Consider the following 23,048-nt stretch of genomic DNA (forward strand, 5'->3'; position numbering starts at 1 on the left):
CCCCCAAAGCCACAGGAAAGCCCGTGACAAGCATCCCCACCACCGATACCGCCGCGCTGCGACCCGTCGCGCACTTCACCGCGAAGTATTCGTGGCTCAACGACCCGAACGGCCTGCTCCATCACGACGGCACGTACCACCTGTTCTTCCAGACCAACCCGCACGGCACCACCTGGGGGAACATCTCCTGGGGGCACGCGACATCGACCGATCTGGTCACCTGGACCGAGCAGGATCTGGCCATCCCGTTCACCGAGGACGAGATGGCGTTCTCCGGCAGCGCCGTCGTGGATGCGCGGAACACAGCCGGCTTCGCGAAAGAGGGGGAGACCGCCCTGGTCGCGATCTACACGAGCGCGAAAGACGGTTCGCAGTCCCAGTCCCTGGCGTTCAGCCTGGACGAGGGGGAGACGTGGACACGCTATGCCGGAAACCCGGTGCTCGACATCGGCTCGGCCGAGTTCCGCGACCCGAAGGTCTTCTGGTACGGCGGCGACGACGGCCACTGGGTCATGGTCGCGGTCGAAGCCGTCGCGAAGAAGGTCGTGCTCTACACCTCGTCCGATCTGCGGCACTGGACCTTCGCGTCCGACTTCGGGCCGGCGCATGCCGTGGGCGGCGTCTGGGAATGCCCCGACCTGTTCCCGCTGATCGTCGAGGGCACGACGCGCACGCGCTGGGTTCTGATCGTCAGTATGAATCCCGGAGGGATCGCGGGTGGATCGGGCACCCAGTACTTCGTCGGAGATTTCGACGGAGCCTCGTTCGTCCCCGAGCGCCTCGTCGATTCGAACGACCTCGCGGACTTCGACTGGCTCGACTACGGCCGGGACTACTACGCGGCGGTCTCCTTCAACGATGCCCCTGACGGAAGACGGCTGATGGTGGGCTGGGCGAGCAACTGGGACTACGCGAACGTCACCCCCACATCCCCTTGGCGCTCGTCGATGTCCCTCGTGCGGGAGATCCGACTGATCGCTTCGGCCGACGGTGTGCATCGCATCGCGCAGCGTCCCGTGCTGCCGAGGGGAGTCGAAGGTCTGCAGGTCTTCGAACTCTCGGTGCCGTCGGGTGTCGGAAATCGGCACGCCGTCGTCTTGTCCGGCGTGAACGAAGAGCGACTGGTGATCACGATCGACGGCGACGACCGCAGCATCTCCTGCGACCGAACGGCCAGCGGCCAGATCGCGTTCCACGAGAGCTTCCCGTCTGTGGACTGGGCGCCCCTGCCGAACGGGACGACCGATTCGCTCGACCTGCTCATCGTGGTGGACGGCATGATCGTCGAGATCTACGCCGGAGACGGCCTCGTCACCATGACCGAGCAGGTGTTCCCGCGCGAGCCGTTCGGGAGCCTGCGTGTCGAACCACTCTCCCGCTGACACGACGCCGACGATCCCGCTCGGCGACCGCTCCGCACTGCAGGTGCTCGTCATCGGCGAGGCGCTGATCGACATCGTGCAGAACGGACGTGAATCGACCGAGCGGGTTCGCCGGAGTCCCGCGAACGCGGGTCCGGGGCTCGGGCTCCACGGTTGACAACTCGATTTCTGCGCTGATACGTTCTCAAACCCGAGCAGGCGCTCGGTATTTCGAGAGCAAAGGAGCTCCGATGATCAAGGTGACACGTCCGTGGGCCCGCGCGCTGCTGGCTGCGGGACTCGTGGTGGCGATGACCGCAGGTGGGGTGATCTCCGTGGCACCCGCGAGCGCCGATGCCCGACCTGGTCGGTCATGCGAACGCGAGCTGCCGGTCGGCGCGTCCACGCTCGACGTGACCTTCGCGGGAGAGGCGTATGACGTTCTCGTCCAAGTGCCGGAGGCGCCGCTGCGTCGCGAACTCCCGCTCGTCGTCGACCTTCACGGCTCGAATGCCAACGGAGGCGTGCAGGCCGAGATCTCGGATCTCGGCCAGGTGGGCGCTGCCAACGGCTTCATCGTCGTCAATCCGACGGGTGATCTCGAGTTCCCGCAGACGCTCCCAGACGGTAACTGGGCCTGGAACGTGCCGGGCGTCCCACTCACCTCCGGCACGTATCCGCCCGAGGGCGCCCGCGATGACGTCGCGTTCCTCCGCGCAGTGGTCGACGCGGTCGACGCAGCCGGCTGCGTCGACGAGCGCCGTGTCTTCGCCACCGGGTTTTCCGGCGGCGGACGCATGGCGTCTGCACTCGCGTGCGAGGCATCGGATGTGTTCGCTGCGATCGCCCCGGTGGCCGGGCTCCGGGCAGGTCGTCCTGATCCCGAAGCGCTCTCGGCGCCCGTCGCCGCGTCATGCACGCCGGAGAGACCGGTTGCGGTGGTGTCGTTCCACGGGACGGCGGACTTCGTGAACCCGTATCCGGGAAACTCCGATCCCCGCTGGGGCTACAGCGTCCAACTGGCGGCCGAGCGCTGGGCCGCGCTCAACGAGTGCCGCCGGGGGCCGGCCGTCGCCTCGGCCGGTGAGGGCATCACCGCGTACTCCTGGTCGCACTGCGCCGCGCACGCAGACGTCGTCGTCTACGAGGTGGCGGAAGGCGGGCATACCTGGCCGGGAACCGACGTGGATCTCTCCGCCCTCGGTGCCACGACGCAGGAGATCAACGCCTCGCAGACGATGTGGGAGTTCTTCAAAGCCCATCCGCGCCGCGGTTGAGCGTGCTCTCGGTACGCGGACACGGGGTCGGCATCGCCGGCGTCCCGCAATGGGGCTTCCGACTCAGACTGCGACGATGCCCGTGGGGCGCCTGCGGCGGAGCCGCCGGCGCTCCGCCGCCTCAACGCACGCTCGCACGATGAAGGCGGCCAGGACGATGAGGGCCATGACGATCGCGGTGAATACGAGGGCTAATGCCTCGACGACCGCGAGCACGACGGCGAGCGCGCCGACCCCGACGTATCGGAGGACGGTCATCGCGACCGGCCTCCGAGGGTGGCTCCGGCAGCGATATCGAGAGTCCTGATGTACGGCGTCGACGTGGTCCCGACCTGGATCAGTGTTCCTGCGGCGTAGGCGAGCGCGCCGTAGGACAGGTGGCCGATGTGAGGGGCTGTCGTGTGTGCGGAGACCAGGGTGGTCGTGGGCGTCTTCCTCGGGGTTGCGGTTGGCATGACTCCAGCGTCGTCGCTCGGGGTGTCCTGTGTCATCGTGCCGCGGGATGAGATTCGAGTCATACCTGGGCTGTAGGCGACGCTCGCTTCTTGCCGGCGGGACCCGCAGAATCCGTGCCCGAGATTTAGATACCTCCACATGGAGGTTTTCTGCTAGCCTGGCCGCAGGGCAGCGAAGATGCCCCTCGTTCTCACAAGCAAGGAAGGTCACCGTGGCCCTGCCAGAAACCTCGGTTCAGCTGTACACCCTCGCAGCGGAGTTCTCCGCCGACATGGAAGGCTCGCTCGACAAGCTCGCCGCCATCGGCCTCCGCAACGTCGAGGCCTTCGACTTCGTCCGCCGTCCCGACGAGATCCGCGCGGCGCTCGACGCCTCGGGCCTCGCCTCGCCGACCGGCCACGCCCCGCTGCTCTCCGACGAGCTGTGGACGCCCGACGGCTCGATCCCGACGCCGGCTCCGGAGGTCGTGTTCGAGGCAGCCGCGAAGGTCGGGCTGAAGACGGTCATCGACCCGTTCGTCGCACCCGAGCGCTGGTTCACGCTCGAGGGCGTGACCGACATCGCCGACCGCCTGAACGCGCTCGTCGACACCGCCGCGGGCTTCGGCCTCACGGTCGGCTACCACAACCACGCGCAGGAGTTCGTCGCCGACTTCGATGGCCAGACGGCCTACGAGCGCTTCGTCGAGCTCACCGACGACCGGGTCGCGCTCGAGCTCGACCTCTACTGGGCCCTCACTGGTGGACAGGACGTCCCTGCCCTCGTCTCGCGCCTCGGTGACCGCCTCGTCGCCGCGCACGTCAAGGACGGCATCGCCCCCGCGAGCAACCCGTTCGCTCCCGGTGCCGCGGAGTTCGGCTCCGACAGCCTCGACCAGCGTCACGCCGGCACGGGCGATGTGCCCCTCGCCGACGCGCTGCGCGCAGCATCCGCTCTCCAGTACGCCGTGATCGAGTACGACAAGGCTCCGGGCGACGTCTTCGCCGACATCGCTGCCAGCTACTCCTTCCTCATCGAGGGTGGGTTCTCCCGATGAGCGCGGTCGGCATCGGCATCATCGGCGTCGGGGTCATCAGCGACACCTACCTCGAGAACCTCTCGGCGTTCCCCGACGTCGAGGTCCTCATCGTCGGCGACCTGCTCGTCGACCGCGCGCAGGCGCAGGCCGAGAAGTACGGGGTCCCGGCATTCGGCAGCGCCGAAGACGTGCTCGCGCACCCGGGCGTCGGACTCGTCATCAACCTGACGATCCCGGCCGTCCACGTCGAGGTCTCGCGCGCGGCGATCGCCGCGGGCAAGCACGTGTGGACCGAGAAGCCGCTCGGCCTCGACCGCGAGGGCGCCGCAGAGCTGCTCCGTGAGGCGGATGCTGCCGGTCTCCGTGTCGGCTCGGCTCCCGACACGCTGCTCGGACCCGGCTTCCAGGCCGCTCGTCGAGCGATCGAGAACGGTGTCATCGGGCGTCCGCTGTTCGCGCAGACCGCGTTCCAGACCCAGGGGCCCGACCTCTGGCACCCGAGCCCCGCCTTCCTGTTCGCGAAGGGCGCCGGCCCGCTGCTCGACATGGGGCCGTACTACTTCTCGGCTCTCGTGAGCCTGCTCGGCCCCGTCGACCGCATCGCGGCCGTCGGTTCGAAGGCTCGTGAGGAGCGCGAGATCCACACCGGACCCAACGCCGGAACGACGTTCCCCGTCGAGGTGCCCTCGACGATCCAGATCGTGACCGCGTTCGAGCAGGGCGCCCAGGCGCAGAGCCTGCTGAGCTTCGACTCCGCGCTGGAGCGTCACGGCATCGTCGAGATCCATGGCACCGAGGGCACGATCGTGATCCCCGACCCGAACCAGTTCGCCGGCCGCATCGCGTACGTCAAGCCGCTGGGTGTCATCCGCGACGGCATGTCGTTCGAGCAGGAGTGGATCGAGATCGAGCACGAGGACGTCAAGATCGGTCGCGGTCTCGGCGCTCTCGACATGGTCCGTGCGATCGCTGAAGGGCGTCCGCACGTCGCATCCGGTGAACTCGGATACCACGTGCTCGACATCCTGCTCTCCGCGCAGGAGTCGGCGGCCACGGGGCAGACCGTGGTGGTCGAGAGCACCGTGGCCCCGGTGCCGCTGCTGCCCGAGGGCTTCGACCCCTTCGCCGCAACCCTCTGAGGTCGGCCGTAGAACGAGACCGCGGGTCCGCCCTCAGGGCGGGTCCGCGGTCTTCTGCGTTCGGGCCTCGTCGGTGGTGTCGGTCGGGATCGGGCGTCGGCGATCGGCTCAGCCGTCGGATGCCGGAGCGATGCCCCGGAGCAGGCGGTCGAGCATCTCCAGCGCCGCCTCGTGATTGACCTCGTCGTCGAGAAGCCACTGGATCTGCAGGCCGTCGGATGCCGCGATCACGAGGGCGGCGACGAGGACGGGGTCGAGATCGGCGCGCACATGCCCCGATGCCTGCAGGTGTCCGACCTGTTCCGCGATCTCCGCGCGGAGCTGCCCGAAGCGCTCCGTGGCGAACCGCTGCGCGATCGGATGGTTGTCCTCGAGCGCCATCGAGACGAGGGTCGAGTACAACTGCACGAGTCCAGGGATCTCGCGGTTCGCCTCTGCCGCGATGCTCATCGCCATCGCGGGGCTCGCGTCGGCGGGCAACGGGCGTTCCTTGCTCGGTTTGTGCTGCGATTCGCGGTACACCTCGACGAGCAGCTCTTCCAGAGAGCCGAAATAGTGAGTCAGGGCCGCATGCGTGACGCCGACCTCCTGCGCGATCGCGCGCAGGCTCGTCTTCTGAGAGCCGCGGCGCGCGAACACCTCGATCGCCTTGTCGAGGATCTCCTGACGCCGGGCGATGCCCTTCGGGTACCGCCCCTTCGGGCGCGCCTCTGCGTCGGGCGCATCCTCAGGCGAGTCGGTCATGTCCCGATGATACCGAGCCGGGCGGAAAACCTCCAGGTGGAGGTTATTGCGTGCGAGTGCGCTGGTGGCTCGTCGGAGGGCGCCCGGCAGACGGCGCTCAGGCGGCGGCGAGGACGGAGAGGACGTTCCCGGCCGGATCGGTGAACCACGCGATGTCGGGTCCTCGGCCGCCGCCGCGCGCGATGCCCTTGGCGTCGGTGCCGAAGTCGGGGTCGGTGTAGATCTTCGTGACGACTCCGCGGGCGTTGAGGTCGTCGACCGCGGCGTCGACGTCGTCGACGGGGAAGTTCAGGATCGTGAAGCTGGCCGGAGTGTGGTTCGGCTTCGCGTAGACGAGGATCGATGCACCGGACGGGAGATGGATGTCGAGGAACCCCATCGCGTTGGTGGTGACCTCGAGGCCGAGAGTCTCGGCATAGAACGTGCGGGCGGCGTCGATGTCGTCGACGCTGAATCCGCTGAAGGCGTGCGTGCTCTGGAAGGCGGTCATGGAATCAGCATCCGCCGATCGGGCCGGGCTGTCCAGTGGTGTCACACCCGGCGGAGCCGCGGGAGAAAACGCTATCCTGAAGCACCCCCGTTCTCGTCCCGAGGAGCACCATGCCCATCGCCGCTGACGACTCCCGGCTCGCGCGTCCTTTCGAGGCCGCGGCCACCCGCTACACCGACGTGCCGTTCCAGCGCGCGGGAGCCAGCGGCGTGCAGCTGCCGAAGGTCTCGCTCGGGCTCTGGCAGAACTTCGGTCGCGACCGCTCGTTCGACAGCCAGCGCGAGATCGTGCTGCACGCCTTCGACCGCGGGGTCGTGCACATCGACCTCGCGAACAACTACGGCCCGCCGTACGGATCCGCGGAGTCGACATTCGGCGCGGTTCTCGACAGCGGCCTCGCCCGCTATCGCGATGAGCTGTTCGTGACGACCAAGGCGGGCTACGACATGTGGCCGGGGCCGTTCGGCGACGGCGGATCGCGCAAATACCTCGTGCGCTCGCTCGAGCAGAGTCTTCGGCGCATGAAGACCGACTACGTCGACGTCTTCTACTCGCATCGGGTCGACCCGGATACCCCGATCGAAGAGACGACGACCGCGCTCGCCGACATCGTGCGCAGCGGCAAGGCTCTCTATGTCGGCATCTCGAACTATCCGGCTCCGCTCGCCAAGCGGGCCTACGACCTGCTCGCCGAACAGGGCGTGAAGCTGCTGCTGCACCAGCCGCGCTACTCGCTGTTCGACCGCACTCCCGAGGCCGAACTGTTTCCGCTGCTGCGCGAACTCGCCGTCGGCAGCGCCGTCTTCTCTCCGCTCGCTCAGGGGCTGCTCACCCGCAAGTACATCGACGGCGACGTGCCGGCCGACTCGCGCGCCGCGAACAGCTTCTTCCTGAACGGCTCGGCACTCACCGACGGCTACCTGGACCGGATCCGCGGCATCGACCGCATCGCTCAGGAGGCAGGGCTCTCGATCCCGCAGCTCGCGATCGCGTGGGTGCTGCGTGATCCCGTGGTCACGACGGCGATCATCGGCGCCTCGCGGACCTCGCAGATCGACGATGCCGTGGCGGCCAGCCAGGTCTCGCTGTCCGGCGACGTGATCACGGCGCTCGACGAGTTCGCGGCTCCCGTCGGCGGCTCGGTGTCCTGAGCCCTGAGCCTCAGCGCACGCTGCGGATCGGCAGCACCGTGAGAGCGCCGGCCAAGGCGAAGACGATTCCTGCGAGGAAGACCGAGGTGTAGCTGCCGGTGAGGGCGATCAGCGCCCACACGATCAGGGGAGTGAGAGCCTGCGGCAGAGTGGTCGCGATCGTGAGGATGCCGAGGTCCTTCGCTGCGGCATCCGCTGTCGGCAACACCTCGTTCATGAGAGCGGAATCGACGCTGAGATAGACGCCGTAGCCGAGCCCGAAGAGACCGGCGAAGGCGAACATGCCGACGACGCTCGGGGCGACCAGTGGGATCACGAGCGACGCGGCCATGATCACCGACGCGATCAGCACGAAGATCTTGCGCCGGTTCAGACGGTCGCTCATCTTGCCGGTCACATAGGCGGTGAGCAGCGCGCCGACCAGCATGGCAGCGGTGAGCGGCATGCTCAGCGCTGTGGACTCGGCATCCGACAGCCCGACGTAGTCGCGCAGGATGTACAGCAGATACGACTGCACGCTCTGGTACGCGAGGATCAGCAGGAATCTGCCGCCGAACGCCCACCAGAAGTCGGGGAACGTCCGCGGGCTCACCCAGAAGCTCGCGAAGAAGCGCTTCCAGCGGAACGGCTCGCGTGCCATGTCGAGCGATGACTCGTCGCGGTTGAAGATCGTGAAGAGCACGCAGACCCCGAGCACCACCGCCCCGAACACCGGGTAGCCGATTCCGACGCTGTTCGCGAAGACACCAGCGAGTCCCACGCCGAGACCCATGCCTATGAACGCGCCGACGGCGAGGGCGCCGGATGCCGCGCCGAACTGCTCGCGCGGAAGGCGATCGGGCACGACCGCCGATTGGGCGGTGCCGATCGTGTTGAGGCCCACGGTGAGGATCACGTAGACGAGCAGGACGCTCCACAGCTCGGTGGCCAGCGACATCGCGATCATGAAGACGGCGGCCGTCACGCCGCCGACGATCAGCCACGGGGCGCGGCGCCCGAATCGACTGCGGGTGCGGTCGGAGAGCGCGCCGACGAGAGGATGCACGATGATCGCGCCGACCGACGCGGCCGCCGAGACGATCGCGAGGTTCCCCACCTTGTTCGCGGCGTCGATCTGTTGGATCTGATCCGGCAGGAAGATCACGATGAACCCCGAGAACCCGGTCAGCATCGCCGCGTTGATGAGGAGCAGCCATGGCATCAGCCGGCGCTGCGCGGGCGTCGGGGTCGCCGAGGCGCTCACGTGCGTCGGGGTCGGTGCAGACATGCCCGCCACTTTAGCGGTGAGCGGGGGCAGCGTTCAGGCCCTGTGGAGAGCGGATGCCGTCGGAGAACGGAGAACGGAGAGCGGATGCCGTCTTCCGATCAGCGCTCTTCGGGAGAGGCGATCATGCGCATGAACGTCTCGATGAGCGGCAGCACCGCCAGCCCGGGGTCGAGCAGCGCCTGGATGCGCAGGCCGTCGATCATGGCGAGCACCATGGTCACCTTGTCGTCGGCCGAGAGCTCGTCGGTCTCGCCCATGACCGAGATCACGCGCTTGTTGAACTCGCGGCGCATGCGCTCCTTGCGCGCCATGAAGAAGTCGTGCGCGGGATGCTCGGGGTTCGTCGCGGCGATCGTGACCGCGAGCCAGTTGCGCTGGTGCTCCGGGTGCGCGAACTCCTCGGCCAGGACGCTCGACAGCACCCGTTCGGCCGAGACCTTCGACTGCATGATGCGCTGCGCGAGTTCTTCGTCGTCGGCGTCGCGCTGGGCGAGGGCGGCGAGGAGCAGATCGTCCTTGGTCGCGAAATGGCGCAGCAGCGCCGCGTGCGTCACGCCGGCCCGCGCGGCGATGTCGCGCAGCGACGCGCGCTCGTACCCGTGCTCCGCGATGCTCGCGAGGGCGGCGCGCACGATCTCCGCGCGGCGGGCGGGCGTGGACGCGTACGGTCCCCGGCGGGACTTCGGTGCGGTCGCGGTGTTCGTCATGCGCCTGCCAATCTGCCGAAGTCGATCGGCGTCTTGCCAATAGTAACCAAGTCGGTTACAGTTCTGGAAAAGTAACCAACGTGGTTACTGTTTGAATGGCGGAACCCGAACCCGCCGAGCCCGCGTCGCTGCGGGTCACCATCCAACGAAGGAGCCACGGTGACGATCAAAGATCCCGACTCGCAGGACACCGCCGCGCCCGTGTCAACCGCTGACGAGCCGCAGAGTCCGGTGAGCAGGTCGTACATCTTCTGGCTGATGCTCGCGAGCTTCGGCGCCTCGATGGCGATGATGGTGCCGCTGTCGTACGGGATCGCGGTCCGGATCGCCGAACTGGCACCCGGACACGAAGAGGTGCTCGGCTACATCACCGGAACCGCACAGGTCATCTACCTCGTGCTCAGCCCGATGATCGGGATCTGGAGCGACCGCACCCGATCGCGGTTCGGGCGGCGCTCGCCCTTCATCTTCCTCGGCGTCGTGATCGGCCTCGCGGGTCTCGTGGTCATGGGGCTCGCCCCGAACCTGCTGATCGTCGGCGCCGGCTGGGTGCTCGGCATGTCGGGCTGGTCGATCGCCGGCGCCGCGATCCAGAACATCCAGGCCGACAAGCTGCCCGAGCGGCAGCGCGGCAAGGTCTCCGCGCTGACGGGGCTGATGACGCAGATCGCGCCGGTTCTCGGCATCGGCGTCGCGTACGCCGTGTCGTCGAGCACGCTCCTCGTCTTCGTGGTGCCGGGCGTGATCGGCGCCGTCCTCCTCGCGCTCCTTCCGCTGATCAAGCCCGAGGGCAGCTCTCGCGAACTCCCGGTCGGCACCAGGGTCACGGTTCGCGAACTGGTCGCCGGTTACGGATTCAACATCCGCAAGTACCCGGACTTCGCGTGGAACTGGCTCGGCCGGTTCGTCTTCTTCATCGGCCTGTACTTCAACACCACCTTCGGCACGTTCTTCTACGCGCAGCGCCTCGATCTCGAGGTCCGCGACGTCGCGGGTGTCGTGGCGACGATCGGAATGCTCGGCGTCGTCGCCGCAGCGGGAGGGGCGCTGCTCGGCGGCTTCCTCTCCGACAAGCTGCAGCGCCGTCGGCTGTTCGTGATGATCTCCGCCCTGCTGTTCGTGGCGGGCGCGCTCACCGAGGCGACGAGCTGGTCGCTGGCGCAGCTCATCATCGGCGCCGTGCTCATGCAGCTCGCGATCGCGGTGTTCGCGACCGTGGACCAGGCGATCATCTTCGCGATCATCCCCGAGCGCGCCGAGACCGGACGCTACATGGCGATCGTCGCCTTCGCGCAGAAGATCCCCAGCGCCGTCGCCCCGCTGATCGCCTCCGTGGTGATCACGATCGGCGCTGTCGCCGACGTCAAGAACTACACCCTGCTGTATCTCACCGGCGCCGTGTTCGCCCTCGTCGGCGGACTCATCGTGTTCCTGAAGGTGAAGGCCGTCCGATGACCCGCGCTCCAGAGCGCCTCTCGATCGACAGCGGCGGGGGAGCGCTCGCGATCTCCGGTCGCACACCGCGACTCTCCTGGGAACCCACAGGCGACACAGACCGGTTCGAGATCGAGGCCGTGGTCGACGGTCGGCGGCAGCAGCCGCAGATCGTCGAAGGCCATCGGTTCGTCGCCTGGCCGTGGGCGCCGCTGACCAGCCGCGCCGAGGTCGTCTGGCGTGTCGGCGAAGCGGGCTTGTGGTCCGACTGGTCAGGTTTTGAGGCCGGGCTGTTCGACGAGGACTGGACCGCCCGGTGGATCAGCCCCGAGGAGACCACGGATGCCGGCTACGGCCGCCGGCCCGCGCACCTCCTCGCCACCGCGTTCGAGCTGATGGGCGACGTCGTCCGCGCCCGGCTCTACAGCACTGCGCTCGGGGTCTACACGGCCGCAGTCAACGGCGAGCGCGCAGGCGATGTCGAGTTGGCGCCGGGAGCGACGTCGTACGACAAGACCCTGCACGCCCAGGCCGCCGACGTGACGCACCTCCTGCGCGACGGAGCGAATCGCGTCGAGATAGAACTGTCGGACGGCTGGTTCCGCGGCCAGGTGGGCGCGTTCCGCATCCCGGCCGCATGGGGCACCACGGTGGCCGCGCGCGCCGAGCTTCACGTCGACCTCGCCGACGGCCGGCACCTGACTGTCGCCACCGACGGTTCGTGGACCTCGAGTCGTTCCACCGTCATCCGCGCCGATCTCATGGACGGGCAGAGCACCGATCTGACCACGGCCGTCGGCGCACCGCGCCCCGTGAGCGTCGACACGGTCGATGCTCCGCCGGTCACGTGGTCGCCGGCTCCGCCGGTGCGCGTCGTGGAGACCCGCGCGGCGGCCGAGGCTCGAGAGGTGCGCGACGGGGTGTGGGTTCTGGACTTCGAGCAGAACGCCTCGGGTCGGGTCCGGCTCGACGAGCTGGGCCCAGCCGGAACGCGCACAGTGCTCGAGTACGGCGAGCACGTGGATGCCGACGGCGATCTGTCGACCGCGCACCTCGACTCGCACAGACCGGGCGAGCCCGTGCAGGTGTTCGTGCAGCGCGACGAGGTGATCTCGGCGGGCGGTGCAGACGTGTTCGAGCCCCGTCACACCGTGCACGGCTTCCAGTACGTGCGCATCACGCGTGACGGCCAGCCGTTCGACCCCGCCACTGCGCGCATGCAGGTCGTGCAGAGCGACCTGCGCCGCACGGGCCTGTTCGCGTGCAGCGATGAGGATCTGAACACGCTGCACCGGATGGCCGACTGGAGCTTCCGCGGCAACGCGGTGGACATCCCGACCGACTGCCCGACCCGCGAGCGCATCGGCTGGACGGGCGACTACCAGGTGTTCGCTCCCACCGCGACACGGCTGTACGACGTGCACGGGTTCACCCGCAAGTGGCTCCGCTCGGTGCGCGACGACCAGCTCGACGACGGGCGCATCGCGAACTTCTCGCCCGACGGCCGCCAGATCAAGCATCATCTCGACGACCAGTTCGCGATGATGACCGGATCCGCCGGATGGGGCGACGCGATCGTGGCCGTGCCCTGGGAGATGTACCGGGCGTACGGTGACGAGCAGGTGCTCGCGGAGAACTGGGATGCGATGGTCCGCTGGGTGGAGTGGGCGCTGGAGAAGGCCGCGACCACCCGGCACCATGCCCGGATGCAGAGCGCCCCCGAGTCGTTCGAGCAGTACCTGTGGGACGGCACGTTCCATTGGGGCGAGTGGACCGAGCCGAAGCCGAAGGATGCTGACGGCAACCGTCTGGACCCGATCGCGCACAACCCCATGGTCTGGTTCATGGCCGACAAGGGAGAGGTCGGGACGGCCTACCTGTTCCGCTCGGTGTCGACGCTCGCGCAGATCGCATCCGTGCTCGGTCGTGACGACGAGGCGCGCTACTCCGACCTCGCCGGGCGCATCCGCGACGCATGGCAGCGCGCCTATCTCCGCGACGACGGCACGACCGCGACCGACTCTCAGGCCGCGTACGTGCGGGCGCTGTCGTTCGGCCTCGTCCCCGAGGGGATGCGTGCCGCGGCCGTCGACCGACTCGTGCAGCTGATCGAGACCGCCGATCATCACCTGTCCACCGGATTCCTGTCGACCGGCGATCTGCTGCCCGTGCTCGCCGACCACGGTCGCGCCCACACCGCCTACCGGCTGCTGCTGCAGCGCACCGCCCCGTCCTGGCTGTACATGGTCGACCGCGGAGCCACCACGATCTGGGAGGACTGGGAGGGCATCGACGACAACGGCGAGGCCCATGATTCGCTCAACCACTACAGCAAGGGCGCGGTCGTGCGGTTCCTGCACACCCACACCCTCGGCCTCAGGCAGGCGCCCGACTCGATCGGCTGGCGCAGCGTCGAGATCGAGCCGGTGCCGGGCGGCGACCTCACGTGGGCCCGGGGCTCGCACCACGGGCCGCAGGGGCCGATCGGTGTCGAGTGGCGCATCGACGGCGAGGAACTGGTCGTCGACGTCGAGATCCCGCCGCTCACGACGGCCCTGATCCGTCTTCCCGACGGCACCGCGCATCGGGTCTCCCGTGGTCGGCACACCGTGTCGGCGCCGGTCGCCCGGTTCGCGGCATCCGTCTGATCGAACGCAACGAGAGCACTGAACGAAGAGGAATGAACATGACGACCTTCCCGACCGACTTCCTGTGGGGAGCTGCGACCGCGGGCCATCAGATCGAAGGCAACAACGTCAACAGCGACTGGTGGGCGCGCGAGCTCACGATGCCGGGAATGGAGCCGTCGGGCGACGCCGTCGACAGCTACCACCGGTACCAGGAGGACATCTCGCTGCTCGCCGACGCCGGCCTCACCTCGTACCGGTTCAGCCTGGAGTGGTCGCGCATCGAACCCGTCGAGGGCCGGTTCTCGAGAGCCGAGCTCGCTCACTACCGCCGGATGATCGACTTCTGCCTCAGTCGCGGCGTCGTCCCCGTGGTCACGCTGCAGCACTTCACGACGCCGCAGTGGTTCGCCGAGCGTGGAGGCTGGCTGGCCCCCGACGCGGGCGACCTGTTCGTCCGCTACGCGACCGAGGCGACCCGGATCCTCGAGGGCGTCGAGTGGGTCGTCACGATGAACGAGCCCAACATGCAGGCTGCGATCATGACGGCGATGCGCCGGATGCAGCAGTCGCCGTCGGGGCAGTGGCAGAGCCCGACGGTCGAGGGCGACGGAGAGCAGCAGTCGCACGGCGAGTTCCTCACCTACGCCGACCCCGAGATCGGACGCCTGTTCACGTCGATCCATCACCGCGCGCGCGACATCGTGCGCGAGAGGACCGGCGCGAAGGTCGGCTGGACGATCGCGGCCGGTGCGCTGACGGCGGCGCCGGGCGGGGAGGAGAAGCTCCTCGAGATCCGCTACGGCAAGGAGGACGTGTACTGGGAGGGTGCTCGCGGCGACGACTTCGTCGGTGTGCAGGCGTACTCGACGCAGCAGGTGGACGCGCGCGGTCTCGTGCCGCACCCGCCGCATCCGGACAACACCCTCGTGGGCACGGCCTTCCGACCGGACGCGCTGCAGATGGCGGTGCGTCACGCCTGGGGCATCACCGGAGGAGTGCCGATCCTCGTGACCGAGAACGGCATCGCCACGGCGGATGACACCCAGCGGATCCGGTACACCGAAGAAGCGCTGCGCGGACTGCACGCGGCCATGGCCGACGGCATCGATGTGCGCGGGTACCTGCACTGGTCGCTGCTCGACAACTTCGAGTGGGGCCACTGGGAGCCCACCTTCGGCCTCATCGCGGTCGACCGCGAGACGTTCGCGCGCTCGCCCAAGCCGAGCCTCGCGTGGCTCGGTCAGGTCGCGAGCCGTGGTGCGCTGCCGACGGCGGTGTCCGCGTGAGTCACCCGTTTCCGGATGTCTCGGCGACGACTGTCGCCGATCTCCTCTCGCTCGATGGACGGCATGCGCTGGTCACCGGGGGCGCGCAGGGGCTCGGCAGAGCGATCGCCCAGCGCCTCGTGGAGGCCGGAGCGCGGGTGACGATCGCCGACCTCGACCTCGACCGTGCCGCTACGGCGGCGGCGGCCGTCAGCGAGCAGCACGATGCGCACGCGGTCGGCGTGGAGATGGACGTCGCCGATGAGGAGTCGGTCGCCGCCGCTGCCGAGCGCGCTCGGCAGGAGCTCGGTGAGATCGACATCTGGGTGAACAACGCAGGCGTCTTCCCCAGCGTGCCCGCGCTGGACATGCCGCTCGAGCAGTGGGACAGGGTGATCGACGTGAACGCCCGCGGCGTCTTCGTCGGTGCGCGAGAGGCAGCCAGGCGGATGCCGGACGGCGGCGTGATCGTGAACATCGCGTCGACCGCGGGATTCCGCGGAACGGCACCCGGGCTCGCCGCCTATGTCGCCTCGAAGCATGCGGTGCGAGGGCTGACGGCGCAGCTGGCGCTCGAGCTCGCGCCGCGCGGCATCCGGGTTCTGGGAGTCGCTCCGACGTTCGTGCCCACCGAGGGGAACCTCGCCGCCGCGGCGGCGGATCTCCCCGAGGGCGTCGACGTGATGGCCGTGATGCGCCCCGGGCTCATCGGACGGCTCGCCGCGCCCGACGACATAGCGCGCGTCGTGCTGTTCTGCGCCAGCGACATGTCGATGGTCATGACGGGGAGCACGCTTCTCGCCGACGCCGGCCAGACGATCTGACGCCGACCCGGATCACCGCACGCGGTTCAGAAGCTCCTCGTCCGCGAGCAGCCGCCGCACGTTCTCATCGATCAGCGCGCTCGACCCGACCGGGCGGTTGCCTGCGACGTGCGGTGTGATCACCAGGTTCGGGGTGTCCCACAGCGCGGAGTCGGCGGGCAGCGGCTCGGTCCGCGTCACGTCGATCGCCGCGGAGCGCAGCCGACCCGATGCGAGCGCGTCGATCAGGGCGCTCTCGTCGACCGTGGCGCCCCGGCCCACGTTCACGAACACGGCGCCAGGCTTGAGCGACTCGAAGACCGAGGCGTCGAACAGCTCCGCGGTCTCTGCGGTGGCGGGCAGCAGCGATACGAGCACGTCGGTCCGGCCGAGCAGCTCACTCGCGTCGCTTTCCGCGACCACCGGCACCCCGGAGCGCTCGCCGGAGGAGCGCGCGATGCCGTGCACGTCGGCGCCGAGCAGCTGCAGCAGTGGCGCGAGCCGGGCGGCGATCGACCCGAAGCCCCAGATCGTGACCGTCGCGCCGGCGAGCGTGTAGAGGTCGCGGGTCGCCGGCGCGGCCTGTGCGGCGATGAATTCCTCATCCCAGAGGTGGGCGTGCTGCGCGTCCTGCAGACGATCGAGTCGGCGGACAGCGCTGAGGATCAGCGCCAGCGCGTGCTCGGCGACCGGCCCGTCGTGCAGCGAGCGCCCCGAGCAAATGCTCACATCGGCGGCGAACCCGGCATTCAGCACGACGTCGGCCCCCGACGCCAGCGCCTGCACGAGCCTCAAAGCGGGCAGGGTGCGCGCAGCATCCGCCAACTGCTCCGCCGAGTTGTGCCAGGCGACGAGGACCTCGGCGTCGCGATGCGCGGCCGGCACCGCTGCGTTCACGTCGTAGACGACGACGTCGTCACCCGCCCGCAGGTTCAACTCGATCGTGTTCGGGATCAGGATCTTCATGCGTGCTCCTTCAACTGACCAGCAGCGAGCCCTTGGCGGGCTGATCGCCGTCGCGCCGTTCGATCGCGCGCAGCGTGCGGGCCACGAAGGCGGCGATCTTCTTCGCCCCCTCGAACCGGAAATGCGTGTCGTCGGCGAGACCCTCCGGCCAGGCCGAGGTCTCGCCCGGCGCGTAGTGCGACAGCAGGCGAGCGGATGCCGTGTCTCCCAGTTCCTCGTAGAGCCAGGTGGTGAACACGGTGAGGTCGATCAGCGGCACGTCGAGCTCATGCGCGAGGTCGCGCACGGCGTTCGGATAGTCGCCGTGCGTCGGCGTGACGACGTCGCCGTCGAACCAGCGGCGCTCGACCGACGTGCACAGCACGGCTCGCGCTCCGCGTTCCCGGGTCTCGGAGACGAAACGGCGCAGGCGGTCGGCGTAGCCGCCGCGAGACGCGAGAAGCTCCGGCTCCTTCTGATCGTTGTGACCGAACTGGATGACGACCGTGTCGCCCTCCTCGACCTCGGCGATGAGCGCGTCCCACGAGCCCGAGGCGATGAAGCTGTCGGTCGTCGCTCCGCCGAAGGCGAGATTGTGCACCGGGGCGTCGACGTAGCCTTCCAGCGCTTGCCCCCAGCCCGACATCGGCTCTTCGGCCGGCTTCATCGGCGCGACCGTCGAGTCCCCGGCCAGGTGGTAGGTCATTCCGTGCTCCTTCGGTGGATCGACCGGTCTGCGACCGCCTGCGTCGATGGTATCGACCAGTTCCCGAAATGCTTCTCCTGACCCGGGGGGAAGGTATTCGGCGAACAGTCTGTTGGAGAAAACGCCACGGCAGTCGGACCCCCGCTCTGCCGCATCCTGCGGGGGAGCGGAGGCCGAAGCGGTCACTGAGCCGCGAAGACTTCGGATCCCGAGATGAAGGTGCGCACCACCCGAGCCGTGAGCAACGACGAGGCGCCTTCGACGAACAGGTCGGCGTCGAGAACCGCGAAGTCGGCGGCGTGGCCCACTGCGATGCGCCCGCGCCAATCGCCGTCGCCGACCGACGCGGCCGCATCCCTCGTGGCATGGGCGATCGCCCGATCGAGCGGCAGAGCGTACTGAGGGTGGGTGGCCGGGAGCGAGGGATCGAGCGCGGAGCCGCGTGTCGCCGCCACATACAGGTTCGCGAGCGGGTCGTAGGGGGCGGTCGGGGCGTCGGTCGAGAATGAGAGCAGCGCCCCGGCGTCCTCGTACTCGGACCAGGGGAACGCCCGCTCGACGCGGTCGTCGTCGAGCTGCGCGGCCCAGTTCGTGAAGATGGCGGGGTCGGCGTGGACCGGTTGCATGGACGCCGTGACTCCGAGCCGCGACATCCGCTCGGCCGTGCCGGGTGCCGCATATTCCAGGTGTTCGATGCGATGGCGACGAGGGCGGTCGCCGTTCACGGTGATCGCGTTCTCTATCGCGTCGAGCCCGAGCGTGCTTGCCGCGTCGCCGATCGCGTGCATGGCGATCTGGAGGCCCGCGGCATCCGCCGCGGCGACGACCGGGAACAGCCGCTCGGCCGGCCAGATCGGGTCGGCGTTCGAGCCGTCGGCGTACGGATGCCCCATCGCAGCGGTGCACGCATCGATCGTGCCGTCCACGATCAGCTTGATGCCGATGACACGGACGCCGGGGTTCTCCGCCGCCGCGAGCTCTGCGGCGCGAGCGACCTGTGCGAGGTTCTCGTCATCCTGTCCGGTGTTGAGGATGAACCAGTGCGCGTCGATCCGCAACGGCATGGCCCCGCGAGCGGCGGCCCGTTCGAGCGCTGTGAGCCCGTTCTCCTGGAAGGCCATGTCCACAGCCGCCGTGACACCGGATGCCAGGTACGCGGCCACGACCCGGTCGATGTCGGCGTCGCGCTGTGCGTCGCTGGTCGTCGCATCCCGATGCGTCCACGCGAGCTTCAGGGCGGTCTCGTACAGCATCCCGGTGGCCTCGCCATCGGCATCCCGTTCGATACGTCCGCCGATCGGATCGGGCGTGTCGCGCGTGATGCCGAGAGTGGCGAGCGCCGCGCTGTTCACCCAGCACGAGTGGTAGTCGTTCGCGAAGAGGTAGACCGGGATGTCGGAGACCGCGGCGTCGATCATCGCGGCCGTCGGAGCGCCGTCGATGGAGTCGAAGAGCCAGCCACCGCCGTAGAGCTCGTCGACGACGTGCGCTCTCGCCGCCCGCAGTCGCTCCTGGATCTCCTCGAGCGTGCCGGCATCCGTGAGGCCGACCTGGCCGAGCGAGCTGCCCATCAGGAGCAGGTGGGTGTGCGCATCGGTGAAGCCGGGCAGCACGAGCCGGCCCTCGAGATCGACGACCCGATCGCAGGTCGGAGAATCGTCCTCCGTGCCGACGAAGACGAATGAGCCGTCTTCGACGACGACGACGTCGGCCCACTGCCGCTCGTCGGCGGTGAAGAATCGGGCGTTGCGGTACAGCGTGCGGGTCATGCGGAGATCTCTTCCTTGTAGGTGTTGGTGGTGGTGCGCTCCAGGCGCGTGGCCAGCAGGGCGATCGCCCCGGACGGGACCGCGAGCGCGAAGCTCGCGATGCCGAGGGTGATCGCGAAGTTCTGGTAGCCAAGGACGCTGATCAGCGCGGCGCCGACCACCGGTGTCAGGGCCGACCCGACGAGGTAGACCGACAGCAGCGGCGCCGACCAGCGCCCTCCGGCGTCGAGGGCTGCAGAAGTCGCGATGAAGTACATGAATCCGAGCGCATAGACGACCTGCCATGCGATGAACACGATGGTGAACGCGGTGGCGTCGGTGATGAAGCCTTCGATGATCTTCAGGACGCCACCGACCAGCATCAGCACCACCAGTGGCACCGCACGACCGAGCCGGTCGCCCACGATCATGAGAAGCAGCGCGGCCATCAGCCCTCCCGCGGTCGCCCCGCTGAGCGCGACGCCGAGCCCCTCGGGGGTGAGGCCCGCCTGATCGGCGCCCATCACACCTCCCATGGCCCACAGGGAGTCCTCGCTCACAGCCCAGAGCGCGAAGGCGACGAGCAGTCCGAACCCGGCGACCGTCACTGCGCGCGACCGTGCAGGTGAGAGGCGGACCGCGCCTGTCGGCGGCACCTCGATCGGCATGGCCTCCGCCACGGCGGCACCCGCCTGCGGATCGATGACGGGCACTGCAGGCAGCCACGCCGAAAACAGCAGCGCGATCAGACTGAACAGGGCGATCGCGCCGAAGACGGCGATCGGAACGAGCCCGATGAGAGGGATGACGGCGATCACGATGGTGATGAGACCTCCCTTCACGAGGCCGCTCAGTCCGGCCACACGTTCGGGATTGCGGAACGCGGCCATCGCCGCGCCTGCCGCAGCAATGGCCCCACCCGCTCCGAGGCCGCCGACCAGGAGGCCCGGAATCAAGATGGCGGGAACGAGGGCGGCCATGCCGAAGCCGAGCGTGGCGACGACAAGACCCGCTCGGGCGACGTTTCTCCGGTGAGGGCCGGCGCACAGCGGAGCGATCGCCAGACCTGCCAACGCCGTGAGGAAGAGGCTCGCCGTGACGATCCAGCTGGACGTCAGGACATCGACGTGAAGAGCGGTCTGTGCCGCGGTGATCATGTAGGGCGAGAGGTTGACACCGACGTAGCCGGCGATGCCCACGGCGAACGTCGCAGTGGCTGTGGGGAGACGCAGTGGTACTCGTGTGCCGAGATCGATTGCTGTCATGGAGGACTCCAAGGGCAGGTGGTGCACGACGGCGTGCGGGATCGGGAGAGGCCGGGGGTGCGTTCGTGGAGCACGTTCTCGTAAACGAATGGTGTTCGTAAACGAATGGTGTTCATTAGTATGCACGGAGGAGGAGTCGCAGGGAAGCCCCGGTGTTGCGACGACGTTACGTTCTGCTGAGAGTGAGTCACCCATGCCCAGGCCATCCACTCCGCTGCTGTCGCCGGAGATCATCGGAGACGCCGGGCTCGCCCTGTCTCGCGCCGGCGAGCCGTTCGGAGTCAACGCGATCGCGAGACGACTCGGAGTGCGGCCATCGTCGCTGTACAACCACGTGGACGGCATGGACGGGATCGTCGAGCTCATCAGAGGCCGGCTCCTGGCGACCTATCGTCTCGAGGTGTCTGGGGAGAGGTGGGAGGACTACGTCCTCACGATGCTTCGCGCTTTGCGTCAGATGTACGCGGATCATCCGCGACTGGTCCCGCTGCTCGTGGGCAAGACCATCACCAGCCCGGACGTGATCGAGGTGTACGACGACCTGGCGACGGTGCTCGCCGAGGGCGGCTTCCCCGAAGATGAGATCCTCTCGGTCATCGCCGTCGTCGACGCGTTCGCGATCGGCTTCGGCCTCGATCTCGCCGCGCCGGACGACGTCTGGCGGCCGGAACAGGAGACGCGCACGCTGGGACGCCTCATCGATTCGGGCGAACGCGGCAGAGAACGTGCGGACCGCACATTCGAACTCGGTGTGTCGGTGCTCATCGATTCGCTTCGCGCACGACTCACCGCGTGACGCGGGTCCGTCCCGGCATCCGCCCCGTTTCTCGGGTATCGTCGCCGCCATGGCCACAGCGACGACGCAGACCAACCAGCGCGAGGCATTCGGCTCGCGGAACGTCTTCATCCTCTCGGCGATCGGATCCGCCGTCGGGCTCGGAAACATCTGGCGCTTCCCCTACGTCGCCTACGAGGGCGGCGGTGGGGCGTTCCTCATCCCGTACCTGTGCGCGCTGCTGACCGCCGGCATCCCGCTGCTGTTCTTCGACTACGCGATCGGTCACCGCTTCCGCGGCTCGGCGCCGCTCGCGTTCCGGCGCATGCACCGCTCGGCGGAGACGCTGGGCTGGTGGCAGGTCCTCATCTGCGTCGTCATCTCGGTCTATTACGCCGTGATCATCGCCTGGTCGGCGATGTACACGTGGTTCTCCGCTCAACTCACCTGGGGGCCGGGCAACGAGAACGACTTCTTCTTCGTCGACTTCCTGCAGTCGGCCGACGTCGCCGAGACCGGCGTGTCGACCCAGTTCGTGCCTCAGGTCGGCATCCCGCTGATCGTGGTCTGGCTGGCCGTCATCGTCATCATGTGCCTGGGCGTCAAGAAGGGCATCGGCCGCGCGAACATGATCCTGATGCCGCTGCTGACGGTGATGTTCGCGGTGCTGGTCGTTCAGTCGCTGTTCCTGCCCGGCGCCCTCGACGGGCTGACCGCCTTCTTCACGCCGAACTGGGAAGCCCTCGCCGACCCCGCCGTCTGGGCGTCGGCCTACGGCCACATCTTCTTCTCGCTGTCGGTCGCCTTCGGCATCATGGTCACCTACGCCTCGTATCTGAAGCGCAAGACCGACCTCACCGGCTCAGGCCTCGTCGTCGCCTTCGCCAACTCGGGCTTCGAGATCCTCGCCGGCATCGGCGTGTTCGCAGCGCTCGGATTCATGGCGCAGGCGCAGGGCACCGAGGTCGCCGGAGTCGCCTCGTCGGGCATCGGGCTCGCGTTCATCGCCTTCCCGACGATCGTCTCGCAGGCGACCGGCGGCTCGATCATCGGCGTCCTGTTCTTCGGAGCGCTCGTGTTCGCCGGAGTCACCTCGCTGATCTCGATCCTCGAGGTGATCGTCGCAGCTCTCCAGGACAAGCTCGGGTGGAACCGCATCCGCACCACCCTCACGGTCTCCCTCCCGCTCGCCGTCATCTCGATGGCCCTGTTCTCGACGACCACAGCGCTGTCGGTGCTCGACACCGCCGACGCGTTCGTGAACGCCTTCGGGATCATGGCCGTCGCCCTCGTCGCCGTGATCGTCGTCGCCTGGCTGCTGCACAAGCTGCCTGCGCTCAAGGAGCACCTGAACCGGAGATCGAGCTTCTCCGTCGGTCGGATCTGGATGCTGCTGGTCGGCGTCCTCGCACCGCTCGTGCTCGGCTACCTGTTCGTCAGCGAGCTGATCGCCAAGATCACGACCCCGTACGGCGGCTACCCGGCCTGGTTCCTCGGGATCTTCGGCTGGGGGATGGTGATCTCGCTCGTGATCCTCGCGGTGCTGCTCTCGCTTCTGCCGTGGAGCGGACGCTCGCACGCGAAGGACGACACCGACTACGACGACTTCCTCGCCCAGGAGCACTACGAACCCGACCCGGAGACGAGCGCGATACCGGTCGCCTCCGCCGAGCAGAGAGGAACGGCGTCATGACCCCCACCGCGATCGTCATGATGATCGTCGCGATGGTCACGGTCTGGGGCGGCCTGATCGCGGCGATCGTGAACCTCGCGCGTCACCCGGAGGTGGCCGAGACCGAGCCGGAGGCTCCGCCGGTCGAGCTGTAGCGGCTCCGCCGCGCGTCGCGCGGGATAGTAGCTTCTTCTC

General features: G+C 68.5%; 23 protein-coding genes. 13 read left to right on the forward strand and 10 right to left on the reverse strand.

All coding sequences use genetic code 11. The annotated features are described in order from the left end of the window. The 3 genes from ACI3KT_RS10325 to ACI3KT_RS10335 all read left to right on the forward strand — a co-directional run. Nucleotides 1–1,382 (forward strand): glycoside hydrolase family 32 protein (locus ACI3KT_RS10325; protein WP_404904068.1); only part of this gene is annotated, 1,382 nt, incomplete at its 5' end. Beyond that, nucleotides 1,360–1,539, forward strand: coding sequence for a hypothetical protein (locus ACI3KT_RS10330; protein ID WP_292907275.1), 180 nt, complete (start codon nucleotides 1,360–1,362; stop codon nucleotides 1,537–1,539). The genes ACI3KT_RS10325 and ACI3KT_RS10330, both read left to right, overlap by 23 nt. Before the next feature lie 73 nt (nucleotides 1,540–1,612). Then, nucleotides 1,613–2,638, forward strand: coding sequence for an alpha/beta hydrolase family esterase (locus ACI3KT_RS10335; RefSeq protein ID WP_404904070.1), 1,026 nt, complete (start codon nucleotides 1,613–1,615; stop codon nucleotides 2,636–2,638). Between the two features lie 63 nt (nucleotides 2,639–2,701). On the opposite strand, the gene ACI3KT_RS10340 is transcribed toward ACI3KT_RS10335, so the two are convergent. Both ACI3KT_RS10340 and ACI3KT_RS10345 read right to left on the reverse strand, forming a co-directional pair. Then, complete coding sequence (locus ACI3KT_RS10340; protein ID WP_404904072.1) at nucleotides 2,702–2,896, reverse strand: hypothetical protein; 195 nt, start codon at nucleotides 2,894–2,896, stop codon at nucleotides 2,702–2,704. After that, nucleotides 2,893–3,093, reverse strand: coding sequence for a hypothetical protein (locus ACI3KT_RS10345; protein WP_404904073.1), 201 nt, complete (start codon nucleotides 3,091–3,093; stop codon nucleotides 2,893–2,895). The genes ACI3KT_RS10340 and ACI3KT_RS10345 overlap by 4 nt, the downstream gene beginning before the upstream one ends. 212 nt (nucleotides 3,094–3,305) lie before the next feature. On the opposite strand from ACI3KT_RS10345, the gene ACI3KT_RS10350 reads away from it, so the two are divergent. Continuing rightward, nucleotides 3,306–4,130: a sugar phosphate isomerase/epimerase gene (locus ACI3KT_RS10350; protein ID WP_292907263.1), complete on the forward strand. Its 825-nt coding sequence runs from the start codon at nucleotides 3,306–3,308 to the stop codon at nucleotides 4,128–4,130. Next, nucleotides 4,127–5,251, forward strand: coding sequence for a Gfo/Idh/MocA family protein (locus ACI3KT_RS10355; protein WP_292907261.1), 1,125 nt, complete (start codon nucleotides 4,127–4,129; stop codon nucleotides 5,249–5,251). Before ACI3KT_RS10350 ends, ACI3KT_RS10355 begins: the two co-directional genes overlap by 4 nt. Nucleotides 5,252–5,359: 108 nt before the next feature. On the opposite strand, the gene ACI3KT_RS10360 is transcribed toward ACI3KT_RS10355, so the two are convergent. After that, nucleotides 5,360–5,995 carry a TetR/AcrR family transcriptional regulator gene (locus ACI3KT_RS10360; protein ID WP_307294550.1) on the reverse strand — a complete coding sequence of 212 codons (636 nt, stop codon included), beginning with the start codon at nucleotides 5,993–5,995 and terminating at the stop codon, nucleotides 5,360–5,362. A 97-nt stretch (nucleotides 5,996–6,092) separates the two neighbouring features. Beyond that, complete coding sequence (locus ACI3KT_RS10365) at nucleotides 6,093–6,485, reverse strand: VOC family protein (protein WP_404904075.1); 393 nt, start codon at nucleotides 6,483–6,485, stop codon at nucleotides 6,093–6,095. A gap of 110 nt (nucleotides 6,486–6,595) precedes the next feature. Between ACI3KT_RS10365 and ACI3KT_RS10370 the strand changes: the two genes are divergently transcribed. Further along, a complete protein-coding gene (locus tag ACI3KT_RS10370; RefSeq protein WP_307294554.1) occupies nucleotides 6,596–7,636 on the forward strand; it encodes an aldo/keto reductase in 1,041 nt (346 codons plus the stop codon). 10 nt (nucleotides 7,637–7,646) lie between these two features. Here ACI3KT_RS10370 and ACI3KT_RS10375 read toward each other — a convergent pair whose 3' ends face one another. Together ACI3KT_RS10375 and ACI3KT_RS10380 are read right to left on the reverse strand one after the other, a co-directional pair. After that, nucleotides 7,647–8,903, reverse strand: a complete 1,257-nt coding sequence (locus tag ACI3KT_RS10375; protein WP_404904077.1) for an MFS transporter — start codon at nucleotides 8,901–8,903, stop codon at nucleotides 7,647–7,649. Nucleotides 8,904–9,001: 98 nt separating this feature from the next. Next, a complete protein-coding gene (locus ACI3KT_RS10380) occupies nucleotides 9,002–9,610 on the reverse strand; it encodes a TetR/AcrR family transcriptional regulator (protein ID WP_292907251.1) in 609 nt (202 codons plus the stop codon). 159 nt (nucleotides 9,611–9,769) lie between these two features. Here ACI3KT_RS10380 and ACI3KT_RS10385 point away from each other — a divergent pair, with 159 nt between their 5' ends. From ACI3KT_RS10385 to ACI3KT_RS10400, 4 genes are read left to right on the forward strand one after another with little or no spacing between them, the layout of a single operon-like run. Continuing rightward, a complete protein-coding gene (locus ACI3KT_RS10385) occupies nucleotides 9,770–11,065 on the forward strand; it encodes an MFS transporter (RefSeq protein ID WP_404904079.1) in 1,296 nt (431 codons plus the stop codon). Beyond that, nucleotides 11,062–13,692 (forward strand): family 78 glycoside hydrolase catalytic domain, encoded by a 2,631-nt coding sequence (locus tag ACI3KT_RS10390; RefSeq protein ID WP_404904080.1) that lies wholly within the window; start codon nucleotides 11,062–11,064, stop codon nucleotides 13,690–13,692. Before ACI3KT_RS10385 ends, ACI3KT_RS10390 begins: the two co-directional genes overlap by 4 nt. 38 nt (nucleotides 13,693–13,730) lie before the next feature. Then, nucleotides 13,731–14,960 carry a glycoside hydrolase family 1 protein gene (locus tag ACI3KT_RS10395; RefSeq protein ID WP_292907245.1) on the forward strand — a complete coding sequence of 410 codons (1,230 nt, stop codon included), beginning with the start codon at nucleotides 13,731–13,733 and terminating at the stop codon, nucleotides 14,958–14,960. After that, a complete protein-coding gene (locus ACI3KT_RS10400) occupies nucleotides 14,957–15,763 on the forward strand; it encodes an SDR family NAD(P)-dependent oxidoreductase (RefSeq protein WP_292907243.1) in 807 nt (268 codons plus the stop codon). The genes ACI3KT_RS10395 and ACI3KT_RS10400 overlap by 4 nt, the downstream gene beginning before the upstream one ends. 12 nt (nucleotides 15,764–15,775) lie before the next feature. Here the strand turns inward: ACI3KT_RS10400 and ACI3KT_RS10405 are convergent, their stop codons facing one another. From ACI3KT_RS10405 to ACI3KT_RS10420, 4 genes are all read right to left on the reverse strand, one after another. After that, complete coding sequence (locus ACI3KT_RS10405) at nucleotides 15,776–16,708, reverse strand: NAD(P)-dependent oxidoreductase (protein ID WP_404904082.1); 933 nt, start codon at nucleotides 16,706–16,708, stop codon at nucleotides 15,776–15,778. A 10-nt stretch (nucleotides 16,709–16,718) separates the two neighbouring features. After that, nucleotides 16,719–17,393: a rhamnogalacturonan acetylesterase gene (locus ACI3KT_RS10410; RefSeq protein ID WP_404904083.1), complete on the reverse strand. Its 675-nt coding sequence runs from the start codon at nucleotides 17,391–17,393 to the stop codon at nucleotides 16,719–16,721. Nucleotides 17,394–17,575: 182 nt separating this feature from the next. Beyond that, entirely contained in the window at nucleotides 17,576–19,162 is a 1,587-nt protein-coding gene (locus tag ACI3KT_RS10415) for an amidohydrolase (protein ID WP_404904086.1), read from the reverse strand. Continuing rightward, nucleotides 19,159–20,406, reverse strand: a complete 1,248-nt coding sequence (locus ACI3KT_RS10420; RefSeq protein ID WP_404904089.1) for an MFS transporter — start codon at nucleotides 20,404–20,406, stop codon at nucleotides 19,159–19,161. Before ACI3KT_RS10420 ends, ACI3KT_RS10415 begins: the two co-directional genes overlap by 4 nt. Nucleotides 20,407–20,599: 193 nt before the next feature. On the opposite strand from ACI3KT_RS10420, the gene ACI3KT_RS10425 reads away from it, so the two are divergent. From ACI3KT_RS10425 to ACI3KT_RS10435, 3 genes are read left to right on the forward strand one after another with little or no spacing between them, the layout of a single operon-like run. Next, nucleotides 20,600–21,202 (forward strand): TetR/AcrR family transcriptional regulator C-terminal domain-containing protein, encoded by a 603-nt coding sequence (locus ACI3KT_RS10425; protein WP_404904091.1) that lies wholly within the window; start codon nucleotides 20,600–20,602, stop codon nucleotides 21,200–21,202. A gap of 49 nt (nucleotides 21,203–21,251) precedes the next feature. Next, nucleotides 21,252–22,874 (forward strand): sodium-dependent transporter, encoded by a 1,623-nt coding sequence (locus ACI3KT_RS10430; protein ID WP_404904093.1) that lies wholly within the window; start codon nucleotides 21,252–21,254, stop codon nucleotides 22,872–22,874. Next, nucleotides 22,871–23,008, forward strand: a complete 138-nt coding sequence (locus ACI3KT_RS10435) for a methionine/alanine import family NSS transporter small subunit (RefSeq protein WP_404904095.1) — start codon at nucleotides 22,871–22,873, stop codon at nucleotides 23,006–23,008. The genes ACI3KT_RS10430 and ACI3KT_RS10435 overlap by 4 nt, the downstream gene beginning before the upstream one ends. Nucleotides 23,009–23,048 lie beyond the last annotated feature (40 nt).

The sequence above is a fragment of the Microbacterium sp. ZW T6_19 genome (genome assembly GCF_044987465.1).
Taxonomy (GTDB): domain Bacteria; phylum Actinomycetota; class Actinomycetes; order Actinomycetales; family Microbacteriaceae; genus Microbacterium; species Microbacterium natoriense_A.

Bases quoted from the DNA above. Each gene is read 5' to 3' on its own strand.
- ACI3KT_RS10335 (WP_404904070.1), top strand. From the start codon at position 1,613: ATGATCAAGGTGACACGTCCGTGGGCCCGCGCGCTGCTGGCTGCGGGA.
- ACI3KT_RS10340 (WP_404904072.1), bottom strand. From the start codon at position 2,896: ATGACCGTCCTCCGATACGTCGGGGTCGGCGCGCTCGCCGTCGTGCTC.
- ACI3KT_RS10345 (WP_404904073.1), bottom strand. From the start codon at position 3,093: ATGCCAACCGCAACCCCGAGGAAGACGCCCACGACCACCCTGGTCTCC.
- ACI3KT_RS10355 (WP_292907261.1), top strand. From the start codon at position 4,127: ATGAGCGCGGTCGGCATCGGCATCATCGGCGTCGGGGTCATCAGCGAC.
- ACI3KT_RS10360 (WP_307294550.1), bottom strand. From the start codon at position 5,995: ATGACCGACTCGCCTGAGGATGCGCCCGACGCAGAGGCGCGCCCGAAG.
- ACI3KT_RS10365 (WP_404904075.1), bottom strand. From the start codon at position 6,485: ATGACCGCCTTCCAGAGCACGCACGCCTTCAGCGGATTCAGCGTCGAC.
- ACI3KT_RS10370 (WP_307294554.1), top strand. From the start codon at position 6,596: ATGCCCATCGCCGCTGACGACTCCCGGCTCGCGCGTCCTTTCGAGGCC.
- ACI3KT_RS10375 (WP_404904077.1), bottom strand. From the start codon at position 8,903: ATGTCTGCACCGACCCCGACGCACGTGAGCGCCTCGGCGACCCCGACG.
- ACI3KT_RS10380 (WP_292907251.1), bottom strand. From the start codon at position 9,610: ATGACGAACACCGCGACCGCACCGAAGTCCCGCCGGGGACCGTACGCG.
- ACI3KT_RS10390 (WP_404904080.1), top strand. From the start codon at position 11,062: ATGACCCGCGCTCCAGAGCGCCTCTCGATCGACAGCGGCGGGGGAGCG.
- ACI3KT_RS10395 (WP_292907245.1), top strand. From the start codon at position 13,731: ATGACGACCTTCCCGACCGACTTCCTGTGGGGAGCTGCGACCGCGGGC.
- ACI3KT_RS10405 (WP_404904082.1), bottom strand. From the start codon at position 16,708: ATGAAGATCCTGATCCCGAACACGATCGAGTTGAACCTGCGGGCGGGT.
- ACI3KT_RS10410 (WP_404904083.1), bottom strand. From the start codon at position 17,393: ATGACCTACCACCTGGCCGGGGACTCGACGGTCGCGCCGATGAAGCCG.
- ACI3KT_RS10415 (WP_404904086.1), bottom strand. From the start codon at position 19,162: ATGACCCGCACGCTGTACCGCAACGCCCGATTCTTCACCGCCGACGAG.
- ACI3KT_RS10420 (WP_404904089.1), bottom strand. From the start codon at position 20,406: ATGACAGCAATCGATCTCGGCACACGAGTACCACTGCGTCTCCCCACA.
- ACI3KT_RS10425 (WP_404904091.1), top strand. From the start codon at position 20,600: ATGCCCAGGCCATCCACTCCGCTGCTGTCGCCGGAGATCATCGGAGAC.
- ACI3KT_RS10430 (WP_404904093.1), top strand. From the start codon at position 21,252: ATGGCCACAGCGACGACGCAGACCAACCAGCGCGAGGCATTCGGCTCG.
- ACI3KT_RS10435 (WP_404904095.1), top strand. From the start codon at position 22,871: ATGACCCCCACCGCGATCGTCATGATGATCGTCGCGATGGTCACGGTC.